The following is a 14867-nucleotide window of genomic DNA, read 5'->3' on the forward strand; positions in this document are numbered from 1 at the left end:
GCCGACGCCGTCCGCCGCGCCGACGGGCTCCACTCACCGGCCCCGTGGATCCTGCCGATGGCTGACGACCCCGCGCCCTTCCCCATCGTCGGCATCGGCGCCTCCGCGGGGGGCATCGAGGCCCTCGATACCCTGTTCGCCGGCCTCGGCCTCGACGGCGGCCTCGCCTACGTCGTCGTCACCCATGTCAGCGCGGACCGCGAGAGCCTGCTGCACGAGGTGCTGGGCCGCCTGACGCCGATGCCGGTGATGGTGGCGGCGCATGGGATGCAGGTCGAGCCCGGGCATATCTACGTGCTGCCCGCCCGGGCCATCCTGGGGCTCCAGGACGGGTGCCTGACGATCCGCGACCAGGATCCGGCCCGACGCGAGCGCAACCCGATCGACCTGTTCTTCAGCGACCTCGCCAAGGCGTGCGGCGAGTACGCGATCGGCATCGTCCTGTCGGGCGGGGGCACCGACGGCACGCTCGGCATCAAGGCGATCAAGGAGCACGGCGGCCTGACCTTCGCCCAGGTCGCCGACGGCACCGCCCCGCGCCACCCCGACATGCCGGCCAGCGCCATCGCCACCGGCCTGATCGACTTCGCGCTCCCGCCCGACGAGATCGCGGCCAAGCTCACCGAGTACGCGCGCAGCTTCGGGGCGATCGAGGATCTGCAGGGAGCCGCCGGCAAGGCGGCGACCGCCGAGATCTACGGGCTGCTGCGCGACCAGATCGGCCACGATTTCTCCGGCTACAAGCCCAGGACCTTCATCCGGCGGGTGCAGCGGCGCATGCAGATCGCCCGGCTGACGCGAGTCGAGGATTACGTCGCGCGCCTGCGCCAGGACGGCGGCGAGGTCACGGCCCTGTTCCGCGACCTGCTGATCAACGTCACCAACTTCTTCCGCGATGCCGGCGCGTTCGATGCGCTCAAGGAGCAGGTGCTGCCGCGCCTGTTCGAGGGCCGCGGGGCCGGCGACACCATCCGGGCCTGGGTGCCCGGCTGCGCCACCGGCGAGGAGGTCTATTCCCTCGCCATGCTGATGCGCGAGTTCATGGACGGCCTGCGCTCCGTGCCCCGGGTGCAGATCTTCGCCACCGACATCGACGACCTGGCCCTGGGCGTAGCCCGGTCCGGCCGCTACCCGGAGGCGCTGCTCGACACCGTCTCGCCCGAGCGGCGCAAGCGCTTCTTCACGGCCGACGGCGGCTCCTACGTGGTCACCAAGGAGGTGCGCGAGCTGTGCGTGTTCTCGCCCCACAGCGTGATCCGCGACCCGCCGTTCTCCCGGATCGACCTGGTCTCGTGCCGCAACCTGCTGATCTATTTCGGCCAGGCCGTGCAGGCGCAGGTCATCCCGATCTTCCACTACGCCCTGCGCCCGCGCGGCTACCTGTTCCTGGGCACGGCGGAGAACATCAGCCAGTTCACCGACCTGTTCGCGACGGTCGAGCGGAAACACCGCATCTTCCAGGCGCGGGAGATCGACGGGTACGCCGTGCGACTGCCGCTGACCGTCACCGGCACGCAGCCGGCCCCGTTCGGCCGCTCCGCCGCGTTCAGTCGCGGCCTCCGGTCGGCCTCGCCGATACACGACGCCGGGCCGCCCCTGCGCCAGCTGGTCGAGAGCCACGTCATCGAGCGCTTCGCGGCGCCGCACGTGGTGGTCGATCGGGACGGCGACATCGTCCACTACTCGTCGCGCACCGGCAAGTACCTGGAGGCGCCGGTCGGCCTGCCGAGCCGTCAGTTGCTGACGCTGGCGCGGCGGGGCCTGCGCCTGGACCTGCGCTCGGCCCTGCGCGAGGCGATCGAGACGCGCCGGCCGGCCCGGCGCGAGAACCTCGCGATCGAGGGCGAGGAGGGGCGCGTCCAGCTGGCCTCCATCACGGTCGAGCCGCTGATGCAGGGCGACGGCGCCGAGCCGCTGCTCCTCGTGCTGTTCCACGACCAGGGCCCGTCGCTCAGCCGGGCGGCGATCGCGGTGCGTGACGCGAAGCTGCACCCGGACACGGATGCGCTGCAACTGGAGCGGGAGCTGCGCGACACCCGAGAGCGGCTGCAGACCATGATCGAGGAATACGAGACCGCGCTGGAGGAGCTGAAATCGTCCAACGAGGAGCTGATCTCGGTCAACGAGGAGCTGCAATCGACCAACGAGGAGCTGGAAGCGTCCAAGGAGGAGCTGCAGTCGCTCAACGAGGAGCTGCAGACGGTCAACAGCGAGCTGAGCGGCAAGATCGACGACCTCGACCGGGCGAACGGCGACCTGCGCAACCTGTTCAACGCCAGCGGCCTGGCGACCGTGTTCCTCGACCGCAACCTCGTGATCCGGACGTTCACGCCGGCGGTGGCGCGGTTCGTCCCGATCCAGGAGGGCGACCGCGGCCGGCCGCTCACCGACTTCGCCCTGCGACCGGCCTATCCGGACCTCGCCGAGGACCTGCGGAGCGTGCTGGCCGTCGGGCAGGACATCGAGCGCCGGATCGAGCCCTTCGGCGAGGCGCCGAGCCAGCACCACCTCGTGCGGATCGTGCCCTACCGGGTCCAGACAGGCGAGATCGAGGGCGTGGTGGTCACCTTCGTGGCGGTCCCGGCGGCCGGGTGAGAGGGGCGGCGGCAGGATCCGGCGCGCGCCGGACCGGGCCGGGTTAACCAGGACGAAAGTCGCATGCGCCCGTCCCCCGATAGGGGAAACGGAACGGGCCGCTCTTACGTAGGTGTTCCGGTGCGATTCCTCCCGAGCCCGGACATGGCCGACGAAGACCTCAAGAAGCTCGACGAGACGATCGCCGCGCTGAACGCCCTCATCGCGAAGACCGGTTCGCCGCAGCTGCGCGCCCTCATGGAGCAGCTGATGCGCAGGCTCGCCAAGGAGTTTCCCGACCGGCGCGGGTGAGGGACGATGCGGCAGGCCCGGGATCGCAGGACCGGGATCGCAGGCCCGAAACGCGACCGAGGCGGCGGATGGAAAAGCCCCTCAGGCCGCCTGCGCGCCCTCCGCCCCCAGATAATCCTGCACCGGCTGCGCGGGGCCGCTGCGCAGCAGCACGTAGAGGAACGGCACCAGCAGCAGGGTCGCCGGGGTCGCGAAGGCGATGCCGCCCATCACGGCGCGGGCGAGCGCGGCGTTCTGCTCGCCGCCCTCGCCGGTGCCGAGCGCCATCGGGATCAGGCCGAAGAACATCGCCGAGGCGGTCATCAGCACCGGCCGCAGCCGGGTCTCGCCGGCCGTGATCGCCGCCTCCAGGGCGCTGCACCCGGTGGCCTCCCGGTGCTCCTTGGCGAAGGTCACGAGCAGGATCGAGTTCGCCGAGGCGATGCCCACCGACATGATCGCCCCGAAGATCGACGGGATCGAGAAGGTCGTGCCGGTGATGAACAGCGCGAAGGTGATGCCGCAGAACGCCATCGGCAGGGCCGCGATCACCACGAACGGGTCGCCCCAGCTCTGGTAGTTCACCGCCATCAGCAGGTAGACGGCGATCAGCGCGATCCCGAGCCCGATCTCCAGGCGCAAGAACGCGCTGCGCATGTTCTCGATCTGGCCGCGCACCGTGATCTTGTCGGGCGCCTGAAGGGTCTTCTGCTCCTCTTGGACGATCGCGTCGATGTCGCGGGCGACCGAGCCGAGGTCGCGGTCCTGGACCGAGGCGAAGACGTCGAAGGTCGGCTGGATGTTGACGTGGTTGATCACCGTCTGGGTCGGCACCCGGCGCAGCTCGGCGAGGCTCGACAGCAGGGTCAGCACGCCGGGGCCGGTGCCCGCGGTCGCGGCCGCGCGCACGAACATCGGCGTGTTGCGCAGGTCGGCCAGCGAGGCGTTGCGGTATTCCGGCGTCTGCACCCAGAGCTGGTAGGGGATCCCGGTCTTGGGGTCGGGCCAGAAGTTCGGCGTCACCTGGTAGCTGCCCGACAGCGAGATGTTCATGTTCTGCGCCACCTGCTGCTCGGTGAGCCCGAGTTCGGAGGCCAGGCGCCGGTCGACGTCCACGTAGAATTGCGGCTCGTTGACGATCTGTTGCAGGTGGACGTCGACCAGGCCCTTGGTGTGCTTGAGCCGCTGGACGATGCGCTGGGCGACCTCCAGGTCCTTCTCCTTGTTCCGGCCGGAGACCTGCACGTCGATCGGCGTGATGACGCCGAAATTCAGGATCTGGGTGATCATGTCGGCGGGCTGGAAATAGGCGATCAGGTCGGGGAAGCGCTGCATCAGCACCGCGCGCAGGCGCTTCATGTAGCCGGCGACCGAGCCGTGGCCCTCCTTGAGGCTGATCAGCATCTGGCCGTCGTTGTAGGAGACGAACGAGCCGTCCGAGAACGCGAAGTTGTAGTTGGTCGAGGGCAGGCCGATGTTGTCGAGGATCTGCTCGATCTCGCCCGGCGGGATCACCTCCCGGACCGTGTCCTCGACCTCGGCGAAGACCTGCTGGGTTGTCTCGATGCGCATGCCCGTGCGGGTGCGCAGGTGCAGGGTCATCTGGCTCGCCTCGATCTGCGGGAAGTAATCCTGCCCGACGAAGACGAACAGCACGCCGGTCGTGCCCAGGATCAGGCCCACGACGCTTAAGGTGGCGAGCCGGCGGCCGAGCACCGCGTGCAGCAGCCCGATATAGCCCCGGTGGAACCGGCTGAAGCCGCGCTCGAACGCCCCGTGGGCCCGCCCGGCGAGGCGGAACACGGGCCCCGAGACGAGGCCGAACGCCCGGGCGATCCGGCCCCGGCGGGGCGGGTCCCGCCCGTCCCGGTCCTTGGCGTGCTTCTGCGCGTATTCCGGCGCCACGATCACGTCGATCAGCAGCGGCACCAGGGTGCGCGACAGCAGGTAGGAGGTCAGCATCGCGAACACGACCGCGAGCGCCTGCGGGGTGAAAAGGTATTTCGGCGTGTCGGCGAGCGCGAACACCGCCGTGAAGGCCGCGCAGATCGACAGGGTCGAGATCAGCGCCGGCTTGGCGATGCCGGCGGCGCCGTGGACCACGCTCTCGCGGAACTCCTCGCCCTCCTCGAACAGCCGGTAGGTGTTCTCAATCGCCACCGTGGCGTCGTCCACCAGGATGCCGACCGCGAGCGCGAGGCCGCCCAGCGTCATCACGTTGATGGTCTCGCCCAGCGCCGCCAGCACGGCGAGCGAGGTCATCACGCAGAGCGGGATCGAGATCAGCACGATCAGGGTCGAGCGCCACGAGCCGAGGAACAGCAGGATCGCCAGCCCCGTGAGCGCCGCCGCGATGGCGGCCTCGTGCAGCACGCCCTCGATGGCGTTCGAGACGAACACCGACTGGTCGAACAGCGGCTTGATCGTCAGCCCCTCGGGGGCGGCGGCCCGGATCGTCGGCATCGCCGCCTTGACGTTGTTGACGACGTTCAGCGTCGAGGCGGTGCCGTTCTTGATCACCTGCATCAGCACGGCCTGGCCGCCATCGGCCCGGACCACGTTGATCTGCGGCGGCCCGCCGTCGCGGACATAGGCGACGTCGCGCATCAGCACCGGCTGGCCGGCCACCACCTTGATCGGCGCGAGGTTGAGGGTCTCGATCGAGGGCGGCGTGGCGTTGAGCTGGATCGGGTATTGCTGCTCGCCGATCTTGGCGAGGCCGGACGGCACCGTCAGGTTCTGGGCCGTCATGGCGTTGGTGACGTCGAGCGGCGTCAGGCCGAGCGCCTGGAGGGCGTTGAGGTCGAGATCGACCATGATCTGCCGGGGCGCCCCGCCGAACGGCGCCGGCAGGGTCGAGCCCGGCACCTGCGCCAGGGTCTGCCGGATCCGGTACTGGGCGTAGTCGTAGACCTGGTTGAGGCTGTCCTTGGCCGAGGTCAGGGCCAGCTGGATCACCGGCACCGAGGAGGCCGAGTAGCGCACGATGATCGGCGGCTGCGTGCCGGCCGGCATCGCGGCCCGGATCGAGTTGGTGGAGGACACCACCTGGGCGATGGCCAGGTCGATGCTGACCGCGGGATCGAAGTAGATCCGCTGCACCGCCGTGCCCTGGAGCGTGGTCGACTCCATCCGGCGGATGTTGTTGACGTTGTTGGAGATGCCGTACTCGGCGTAGGTCGTGATGCGCTGTTCCATCTCCGGCGTGGACAGGCCGGTATAGGTCCAGACCACGACGACGACCGGGATGTCGACGACCGGCAGCACGTCCTTGGGCGTGACGATCAGCGCGCCGACGCCGCCGAGCATCATCAGCACGGCGAGCACGTAGGTCGTGATCCGGAACTTGAGCGCGTAGAGGACGAGTCCCATGCGGTCTCCGCCGGCCGGCGCCGGGCCGGCCTGTTCGCGTCGCCTGTTGGCGTACCAAATACCCGATGGGTTTCGCTACCATGTCCGGGCAGGCAAGGGACGGGCCGCGACGCCGCAGGGCTGGGCGCTATCGGCTACGACGGTCACACCTCTCACTTTGGTACCGTGCCGGTCCCGGCAGATTCTGGTCCGGAAAGGCAGGTACGCGCTCCCTCCCCCCTCTGCGGGGGGAGGGAGAGCCGCGGTGTTTCCAGCGTATCCTGTGGGCCCCGATGTGTGAATCCGCTAGGCAAGCGGGGCGAGGGATTCTCGTCCGCACGCCTGCTCGGATCGCCCCCCTCAGCGCAGCAGCGCCGTCTTGTCCACGTGGAGCGCGGCGCCGATCTCGTCGAGCGCCTTGTGCTCGACTTCGCTGATGCCGCCGAAATCGGCCACGTCGGCGCCGATCAGGAAGACGTCCTGGCGCTGGTCGATCGGCCGTTCCGCGATGGCGCCGACCAGGCGCAGGTTCTCCAGGCGGCCGGCCCGGGTCTTGGCCCGGGCGATGGCCTCGTAGAGTTCCTGCTCGACCCGCAGCGTGTCGTAGGACTTCTCGAGGATCGGGTTGGCCCGGATGCCGGCGATCGCCGACTCGATCTCCTCCTCGGCGACATCGCCGTCGGCCACGATGACGTTGGCCGCGGCCGAGACGGCCGCCTGGAGGAAGACGGCATCGCCCGCATACGACATGATCGTGCGGCCGAACCGCAGGATGGCGTCCTGGAAAATGCTCATGCCGACCTCCCGTGCGGTCGGAGATGGCGGATATTGTGGCGGCCGAGTCAAGATCCGGCCGCGCTTGCACCGGGGACTGACCTCGCGCGCGCGCATTATGGTTTCGCGGGCGGGTCCTTACGCGGTCCCGAGATCGCGGGCCGCCACCCGCAGCGCGTCGTTCATCCGGGTCTGCCAGCCGGGCCCGGTCGCCTTGAACGCCTCGACGATCGCCGAATCCAAGCGCAGGCTCACGAGTTGCTTGGTCGGCGCCTTCTGGGGGCCGCGGGACCGGCGCAGCGTCGCCGCCAACTCGGGGAACGCTTCGGCGAAGGGACGCGCTTGGCGGGCCTGCGCCGCGGTGACCTCGGGATTGTCCGGGTCGGCCGCGATCCCGGCCTGGATGCGTGCCTCCTCGGCATCCGTGATCGGCGGGAGATCGAGCTTAGGCATCCTCGTAGATCCTCCGTTCCCTACGGCTCGCCGGGCGCAGGCTGATGAGGGACAGCGCCTCGGAGCCGAGTGGCGCGATCACGGCTGCCACGAGGCGGTCATCCAGAAGGCCGATCGCCACGAAGCGCGGGCGGCCATCAGATGCCGGATGCGAGGGCACGACCACGGAATCCTCGAACCGGAGCCGATCGCGAGCGTCCGCAAGGTCCAGCCCGTGCTTGGCGAGGTTGCTCGCCCGCTTCGGCTCGTCCCAGACCACGCGCATGTGCGTATCTACGACCTGAACCGATGTCGGTCAATCAGATCGTAGATACGATTTACTCAGAGCCGCCCAGCATCGACGGGAGGACCGCCCCCGTCAGCAGCAGCGGAACCCGGAGGTGTTCCCCACGCCGAAGCGGGCATTCTCCCGGTTGCGAAAGAACTCCAGCTCGGTCATCGGCGCCTGGTCGGGATGGGTGCGGCGGATATGGGCGGCGTAGGCCGCGTAATCCCCCTGCCCCACCATCAGCCGGGCGCCGTCGCAGACGCATTTGGACAGCACCTGGAGACGGCGGCGCAGGCTCTGCTGTGGTTCCATGGCGGTCCCTACTCGGCCGGTGCGAGGTGCGGCTCGGTCTCGAGGGCGGTCCAGCGGTCGGCCCGCCAGGCCTTCAGGCAGGCGGCGATGCCGAAGCCCGCGATGGCGACCACGAGGCCGATGAACAAGGCCGCCAGCACGGCGTCGATCCGGTCGTTGAGGATGATCTGCGCCATCTGGTCGGCGTTCTTGGCCGGCGCCAGGAGCTTGCCCTCGGCGGCGGCCGTCGCGTAGCGCTCGGCATGGGCCAGGAACCCGATCTTCGGGTCGGCCGAGAACAACTTCTGCCAGCCGGCCGTGAGGGTGCACAGGCACAGCCACGCGGTCGGGATGATGGTCACGAACGCGTAGCGCTCGCGCTTCATCTTGAAGATCACCACCGTGCAGAGCGTCAGCGCCACCGCGGCCAGCATCTGGTTGGAGATGCCGAACAGCGGCCACAGGGTGTTGATGCCGCCGAGCGGGTCGGTCACGCCCTGGTACAGGAAGTAGCCCCAGGCGCCGACCGCGATGGCGGTGGCCGCGATGCTCGGCCCCCAGGACGTGGTGTTCCGGAACGACGGCACCGCCAGCCCGACGAGGTCCTGCACCATGAACCGGCAGGCGCGGGTGCCCGCGTCCACGGCCGTGAGGATGAACAGGGCCTCGAACAGGATCGCGAAATGGTACCAGAACGCCATCATCGCCTTGCCGCCGATGGCCGAGGAGATGATGTGGGCCATGCCGACCGCGAGCGTCGGGGCGCCGCCGGCACGCGAGATGATCGTGTGCTCGCCGACATCCGCGGCGGTCTGGGTGATCACCTCGGGGGTGGTCGCGAAGCCGAGCTTGGTCACGGCCGCGGCGGCGGTCTCGGGCGTGGTGCCGACGAGCGCCGCGGGCGAGTTCATGGTGAAGTAGACGCCCGGGTCGATCACGCAGGCCGAGACCAGCGCCATGATCGCCACGAACGATTCCATCAGCATGCCGCCGTAGCCGATGAAGCGGGCATCCGCCTCGCTGGCGATGAGCTTGGGCGTGGTGCCCGACGAGATCAGGGCGTGGAAGCCGGAGACCGCGCCGCACGCGATGGTGATGAACAGGAACGGGAACAGGCTGCCCGCCCAGACCGGGCCGGTCCCGTCCACGAACTTCGTCACCGCCGGCATCTGCACGTGCGGCGCGACGACCGCGATGCCGAGCGCCAGCCCGACGATCGTGCCGATCTTGAGGAAGGTCGAGAGGTAGTCCCGCGGCGCCAGCAGCAGCCAGACCGGCAGGATCGAAGCCACGAAGCCGTAGCCGATCAGCATCCAGCACAGCTGCGGGCCCGTGAAGGTGAAGGCCGGGGCCCAGACCGGGCTGGCCGCCACCGAGCCGCCACCCAGGATCGCCAGCATCAGCAGGACGAAGCCGAGGATTGAGACCTCGCCGATCCGGCCCGGGCGGATGTAGCGCGCGTAGACGCCCATCAGCATGGCGATCGGGATCGTCGACATCACCGTGAAGGTGCCCCACGGGCTCTCGGCGAGCGCCTTGACCACGATCAGCGCCAGCACGGCCAGCAGGATGACCATGATCAGGAAGGTGCCGAACAGCGCGATGATGCCCGGCACGGTGCCGAGCTCGGCCCGGATCAGCTCGCCGAGCGACCGGCCGTCCCGGCGCATCGACACGAACAGGACCATGAAGTCCTGCACCGCCCCCGCCAGCACCACGCCGGCCAGGATCCACAGCATGCCGGGCAGGTAGCCCATCTGGGCGGCGAGCACCGGGCCGACCAGTGGGCCCGCGCCCGCGATCGCCGCGAAATGGTGGCCGAACAGGACGCTGCGGTTGGTGGGGACGTAGTCGAGCCCGTCATTGTGCCGGACCGCGGGCGTGAGGCGCTTCGGATCGAGGCGCATCACCTTCTCGGAGATGAATTTCGAGTAGTAGCGGTAGGCGATCAGGTAGACGCAGACCGCCGCGACCACGATCCAGAGGGCGTTGATCGTCTCGCCGCGCTGGGTGGCCACGATTGCCAGCGCCGCGGCGCCGAGCGCTCCCACGAGGGCCCAGGGCCCGTGGTCGCGAACCTGCCTGCCGATCGCCGTACCCATCCGTCCCGCTCCCTGACCGACCGCCTCGCGCTCGGGGCCGCGGGGGCCGCCGGCTGGGACTCGCGGGTCCCGGGCTACAGGGGCGGTTTATCCTATTCGTCCGCCGTTGACGCAAGCGATCCGAGCTGTGATGCAGCTTTGGCGGCGGCACGACGCCCAATCTGTCACATCGGGACTTCGGCACGGCCAGCGCCTTCACGGGCCGGCGGCCGAATCCCGTCCCCGCCTGCCGCGAGCGAAGGAAGGGCGCCGGCGCGATCCGGCCCCGCGAGGAGCGGACAACAATGGCGAAGGTCGCATTCCTGGGTCTCGGCGTGATGGGCGGCCCGATGGCCGGACACCTCGCCAAGAAGGGCCACGACGTCACCGTCTACAACCGGACCACCCCCAAGGCCGAGGCCTGGGTGAAGGCCCATGGCGGCGCCTCCGCGGCGACGCCCCGGGAGGCCGTCGCGGGCGCCGAGATCGTGTTCGCCTGCGTGGGCAACGACGACGACCTGCGCAGCGTCGTGCTGGGCGACGACGGCGCGCTCGCCGGCATGGCGTCCGGTGCGGTGTTCGTCGATCACACCACCGCGTCGGCCGAGGTCGCCCGGGAACTCGCCGAGGTCGCCCAGGCCAAGGGGCTCGGCTTCATCGACGCGCCGGTCTCCGGCGGCCAGGCCGGCGCCGAGAACGGCGTGCTCACCGTGATGTGCGGCGGCGAGCCGGCGACCTACGCCAAGGTCGAGGCGGCGATCGGGTCCTTCGCCCGCGCCTGCCGGCTGATGGGCCCGGTGGGCTCCGGCCAGCTCACCAAGATGGTCAACCAGATCTGCATCGCCGGCCTGGTCCAGGGCCTGTCCGAGGGCGTCCACTTCGCCAAGCGCGCCGGCCTCGACGTGGAGGCGGTGCTCGACGTGATCTCCAAGGGCGCCGCCGGCTCCTGGCAGATGGAGAACCGCGGCAAGACCATGAACCAGGGCCAGTTCGAGTTCGGCTTCGCGGTCGACTGGATGCGCAAGGATCTCGGCATCCTGCTGGACGAGGCCCGCCGCAACGGCGCCAGGCTCCCGGTCTCGGCGCTCGTCGACCAGTTCTACGCCGAGGTGCAGTCCATGGGCGGCAACCGCTGGGACACGTCGAGCCTGGTGGCGCGCCTGGAGCGCTGAGGCTCGCCCACCGCGACACGATCCGGCGGCCCCGCACGACGCAGGATCGTGTCGCGGATCCCCGGCCTGGGCGGGGCTCGGGGTCGGCGCGCGTCAGATCCCCCAATACGGTGCGGCGTCGTAATACCGGTGGATCTGCTCCTCCCAGGCGCCGTCCTCGGCCGGGTCGGTGCCCTCCGGGGTGCGGGCGGGGGCGGCGCGCAGCTGCTCCTCGGTGAGGTCGAGCACGTAGGCGTCCTGCTCGGGCGCGAAGCGCAGCACCGTCCAGGGCAGCGTGTAGAAATCCTCGCCGAGGCCCAGGAAGCCGCCGAAGCTCATCACCGCGTAGGCGACCCGGCCGGAGACCTTGTCGAGCATCAGCCGCTCGATCCGGCCGACCTTGCTGCCGTCCGGCCGGCGCACGTCGGTGCCGATGACCCGATCGCTCGCGATCAGGCTGCGGGGATGCCGCGGCGCGGGGTGGGGCTGCCGCTCCGCGAGGTGGGAATGGTCCGCCATGGTCGCCTCCGGGATCGCGCTGCGCGTTTCGGTCGTTGCCTGGAAGAACGCGTTGCCTGAAAAACGCCCGGCCCGTGCGCGACGTTCCGGTCCGGGCCTGCGCCCGCCCCCTCCGACGGACGAACAGCTCCCGCATGCAGAACCCGTTCACCGCCCCAGGTTTCGGCCTGAAGCCCGGCCTCGCGCTCGCCGCCCTGGCCCTGTCCGTCGCGGGCGGGCACGCCCAGGACCGCGGCAGCGTCAACCCGAGGCCGCTGCCGCCGCTCGAGCATCCGGACGCGCCCACGACCCCGGCCAAGGCCCTGTTCGGCCGCGTCACCCGGGCCTCCGGCGGGCCGGCCCACATCTACGGGTTCTACGCCAAGGGCTGCTTCGCCGGCGGCGAGGCGCTGGCGATGGACGGGCCGAACTGGCAGGTGATGCGCCCGTCCCGCAACCGGATGTGGGGCACGCCGGTCCTGATCGATTTCGTCGAGCGCCTGTCGCAGAAGGCCGCCCGGGTCGGCTGGCCGGGGCTGCTCGTCGGCGACATGGCCCAGCCCCGCGGCGGCCCGATGATCACCGGCCACGCCTCGCACCAGATCGGCATCGACGCCGACATCTGGCTGACCCCGATGCCCGACCACCGCATGAGCCGGGCGGAGCGCGAGGAGACCTCGGCCACCGACATGGTCCGCCGGGACCGCCTCGACATCGACCCGGAGGTCTGGACCCCGACGCACCTGCAGCTGATCAAGCTCACCGCCGAGCAGCCGGAGGTGGAGCGCATCTTCGTCAACGCGGCGATCAAGAAGGCCCTGTGCCGGGACGCCGCGGGCAGCCGGTGGATGTCCAAGGTGCGCCCGATGTACGGGCACAACTACCACTACCATATCCGGCTTTCCTGCCCGGCCGGCCAGGACGATTGCCAGCCCCAGGGGGCGCCCCCGGCCGGGGATGGCTGCGACGACCTGAGCTACTGGTTCTCGGACGCGGTGCTGCATCCCAAGCCGCCCAAGGTACCGCCGAAGCCGAAGCCCGCCATGACCATGGCGGCCCTGCCGTCCGCCTGCCGGGCGGTGCTGAAGGCGCCGTAGCCTCGCCGGGACCGGGATTGCGGCGGCTCAGTCCAGGCACTGGGCGAAGTAGAGCTGCCGGATCCGCTCCATGGCCTGATACGCCTCCCCCGGCCTGAAGGTCATGAGTTCCGGGCCGTCGGGGACGCGGCCGAAGAACGACCGGGGGAGATCGGCCACGAAGCCGCGCTCGCCCGTGTACAGCCCGTCCCTGTTCTTCACGTTGACCGAGCCGCAGACGATCGACCCGCCGCTGCGGCGCAGCACGGTGACCTTCGCGTCCGGGCTGTTCAGGTGCCGTCCGATCAGGTCGAGGACCGCGCGGGTGTCCGCCGGCCCCAGGGCGGCGCCGGAGCCGTCGTCCACCGTCTGGGCGCGGGCTCCCGACGCGACGGCGGCCATCGCCAGGCAGAGCAGAGCGGATACGGGTCGGATCATGCGGTGCTGCCTGCGCTCCTCGCGCATCGTCTCTTTCCGAACGCCGGCGGCCGGCATTCGGGACGAGGCTCCAGACGCGCCACGCTACGGGGTGCAACGCCGGCGGGAAAGCGCGCGATCCGGATTTCGAAGCCACTCCGGACCGATTGCAGCACTATCCATGACGTCATCGCCCACCGACAGAGCCGGACAGGATGTTTCGGAAGGCTATAACGGCGCCGGTCAATAATAATATGCAGCTCCTATGAATTCGGATTCTTATTTTTTCCTGTCGGCTCACGGCACACTTGTTTCCCGGCACGAACCCGTATGGAACGGGCGGCGTGCCTGTGCGGGCGCGGACGAGGAGATCGCAGCGTGACCCGATGGCTGACGGCCGTGATGATCTCCACCACGCTGATGAGCGCGCCGGCGTGGGCGCGCCTCGGGGTGGACGACAAGGCGTCGCTCTGGCCGCGCGCCTCCATGGCCGACAAGGTCGATTTCACCGACCGGATGGGCAAGGCGATGCGCACGCTCTCGCCCGATCTCGACAGCCGCTACTTCATGCACTGCCTGGAGGAGACGGCGAATATCGGCGACACCAAGGACCTGACGCTGAACGACATGGTGCGCACCTGCCTGTCGCTGCACGCCCGGGACGCGAAGGATCCGGAGTGAGCGCCCGGTGCCGGGCGTGATCCGCCGGGGCGGCAGGCGGACCGCCGGCGCGGCGCTCGGCCTCACCCTGCTCGCGGCCGCGGCGACCGGCGGCCGGGCCCAGGGCCTGCCCGACCGCCCCGGCGCGGCGATCGGCCCGGACGACGCGCAGGCCGTGCGCGCCCTGATCGAACGGGACCTGGGCCGCGACCTGCGCAGCGCCGACGCGCGGCTGGCCGGCCTCCGGCTGGGCCGCGCCGGGGGGATCTGCGGTACGGTCGAGGTCAGGAACCGGATGGGGACCTACACGGGCCCGCGTCCCTTCGTGGCCGATCTCGGTGCCGGGTTCGCCGGGCGGCTGCCGGAGGGCGCGGAACTGCGCAATCCCGGGAGCGCGGCCGACTTCACGAGGCTGGAGCGCGCGCGGGCGATGTTCGTGGAGAACTGTATCGACCGGTGATATCCAGGCCCGATCCCCGATCCGAGCCGGACGCGCCCGCCGGATCGGCTGTCGGGATCGCCACACGGCACCGGCGTCCCTGATGGAGTGTTCCCGCATGCGAATCCGCAGCCTGTTGCCGACGACGCTCGTGTTGGCCGTCCTCGCGGCGCCGGCCCTCGGCCAAGCGCCGGCGGAGCCGCCGGCCCAGGCCCCAGCGGAGCCGCCGGCCAACGCCCTGAAAGCCGCCAAGCTCGCCGGGCTGGCCGGCTTCGTGAACGTCCATTGCCCGGCGCTGCGGACCGACGGCGACCGCTTCAAGAGCGTGGTCCAGGCCATGGGCGTCGATCCGGCGGACCTCGAGCGCGACACCCTGCTGCTGCAGGCCCGCGCCTACCTGGCCGTCTACGAGAAGGACGTGCCGGCCAACTGTGCCCGCGCGGACGAGATGTTCGGGCGCACCGGCAAGGTCGTCCCGGGGGTGTTCGTCCAGGGCGATCGCTTGAAGGGGATCAGGCGGTCTGAGTGACGATGGCTCTGAGG

Annotated in this window: 15 protein-coding genes; 7 read left to right on the forward strand and 8 right to left on the reverse strand. The window is 70.2% G+C overall.

Going from position 1 to position 14867, the window contains the following annotated elements; all coding sequences use genetic code 11:
- The first annotated feature begins 57 nt into the window (after window positions 1-57).
- Both MFF40_RS26115 and MFF40_RS26120 read left to right on the forward strand, forming a co-directional pair.
- Window positions 58-2595: a CheR family methyltransferase gene (locus MFF40_RS26115; RefSeq protein ID WP_238262845.1), complete on the forward strand. Its 2538-nt coding sequence runs from the start codon at window positions 58-60 to the stop codon at window positions 2593-2595.
- Window positions 2596-2739: 144 nt separating this feature from the next.
- Window positions 2740-2886 carry a hypothetical protein gene (locus MFF40_RS26120; RefSeq protein ID WP_187277684.1) on the forward strand — a complete coding sequence of 49 codons (147 nt, stop codon included), beginning with the start codon at window positions 2740-2742 and terminating at the stop codon, window positions 2884-2886.
- Between the two features lie 81 nt (window positions 2887-2967).
- Here MFF40_RS26120 and MFF40_RS26125 read toward each other — a convergent pair whose 3' ends face one another.
- The 6 genes from MFF40_RS26125 to MFF40_RS26150 form a co-directional block, all read right to left on the reverse strand.
- Entirely contained in the window at window positions 2968-6237 is a 3270-nt protein-coding gene (locus MFF40_RS26125; protein WP_147854392.1) for an efflux RND transporter permease subunit, read from the reverse strand.
- Between the two features lie 339 nt (window positions 6238-6576).
- The gene (locus tag MFF40_RS26130) at window positions 6577-7011 is read right to left on the reverse strand and encodes a tellurite resistance TerB family protein (protein WP_147854393.1); all 435 of its coding nucleotides are present in this window, start codon (window positions 7009-7011) and stop codon (window positions 6577-6579) included.
- Between the two features lie 117 nt (window positions 7012-7128).
- Window positions 7129-7443, reverse strand: a complete 315-nt coding sequence (locus MFF40_RS26135; protein ID WP_147854394.1) for a BrnA antitoxin family protein — start codon at window positions 7441-7443, stop codon at window positions 7129-7131.
- Window positions 7436-7708 (reverse strand): BrnT family toxin, encoded by a 273-nt coding sequence (locus tag MFF40_RS26140; protein WP_147854395.1) that lies wholly within the window; start codon window positions 7706-7708, stop codon window positions 7436-7438. Before MFF40_RS26140 ends, MFF40_RS26135 begins: the two co-directional genes overlap by 8 nt.
- Window positions 7709-7801: 93 nt before the next feature.
- Window positions 7802-8023 (reverse strand): YbdD/YjiX family protein, encoded by a 222-nt coding sequence (locus MFF40_RS26145; protein ID WP_147854396.1) that lies wholly within the window; start codon window positions 8021-8023, stop codon window positions 7802-7804.
- An 8-nt stretch (window positions 8024-8031) separates the two neighbouring features.
- Complete coding sequence (locus tag MFF40_RS26150; protein WP_147854397.1) at window positions 8032-10104, reverse strand: carbon starvation CstA family protein; 2073 nt, start codon at window positions 10102-10104, stop codon at window positions 8032-8034.
- A 284-nt stretch (window positions 10105-10388) separates the two neighbouring features.
- Between MFF40_RS26150 and MFF40_RS26155 the strand changes: the two genes are divergently transcribed.
- Window positions 10389-11255: an NAD(P)-dependent oxidoreductase gene (locus MFF40_RS26155; protein WP_147854398.1), complete on the forward strand. Its 867-nt coding sequence runs from the start codon at window positions 10389-10391 to the stop codon at window positions 11253-11255.
- A 93-nt stretch (window positions 11256-11348) separates the two neighbouring features.
- Here the strand turns inward: MFF40_RS26155 and MFF40_RS26160 are convergent, their stop codons facing one another.
- Window positions 11349-11753 (reverse strand): PRC-barrel domain-containing protein, encoded by a 405-nt coding sequence (locus MFF40_RS26160; protein WP_147854399.1) that lies wholly within the window; start codon window positions 11751-11753, stop codon window positions 11349-11351.
- Between the two features lie 134 nt (window positions 11754-11887).
- Here MFF40_RS26160 and mepA point away from each other — a divergent pair, with 134 nt between their 5' ends.
- Window positions 11888-12829, forward strand: a complete 942-nt coding sequence (gene mepA, locus MFF40_RS26165) for a penicillin-insensitive murein endopeptidase (protein ID WP_238262847.1) — start codon at window positions 11888-11890, stop codon at window positions 12827-12829.
- Between the two features lie 27 nt (window positions 12830-12856).
- Here the strand turns inward: mepA and MFF40_RS26170 are convergent, their stop codons facing one another.
- Window positions 12857-13246, reverse strand: coding sequence for a hypothetical protein (locus tag MFF40_RS26170; RefSeq protein ID WP_147857483.1), 390 nt, complete (start codon window positions 13244-13246; stop codon window positions 12857-12859).
- 357 nt (window positions 13247-13603) lie between these two features.
- On the opposite strand from MFF40_RS26170, the gene MFF40_RS26175 reads away from it, so the two are divergent.
- The 3 genes from MFF40_RS26175 (at window position 13604) to MFF40_RS26185 (ending at window position 14853) form a co-directional block, all read left to right on the forward strand.
- Window positions 13604-13906, forward strand: a complete 303-nt coding sequence (locus MFF40_RS26175; RefSeq protein ID WP_238262850.1) for a hypothetical protein — start codon at window positions 13604-13606, stop codon at window positions 13904-13906.
- Between the two features lie 7 nt (window positions 13907-13913).
- Entirely contained in the window at window positions 13914-14345 is a 432-nt protein-coding gene (locus MFF40_RS26180; RefSeq protein ID WP_147897588.1) for a hypothetical protein, read from the forward strand.
- 97 nt (window positions 14346-14442) lie between these two features.
- Window positions 14443-14853, forward strand: coding sequence for a hypothetical protein (locus tag MFF40_RS26185; RefSeq protein WP_238262852.1), 411 nt, complete (start codon window positions 14443-14445; stop codon window positions 14851-14853).
- Window positions 14854-14867: the final 14 nt, after the last annotated feature.

The organism is Methylobacterium mesophilicum (assembly GCF_022179445.1).
Taxonomy (GTDB): Bacteria; Pseudomonadota; Alphaproteobacteria; order Rhizobiales; family Beijerinckiaceae; genus Methylobacterium; species Methylobacterium mesophilicum.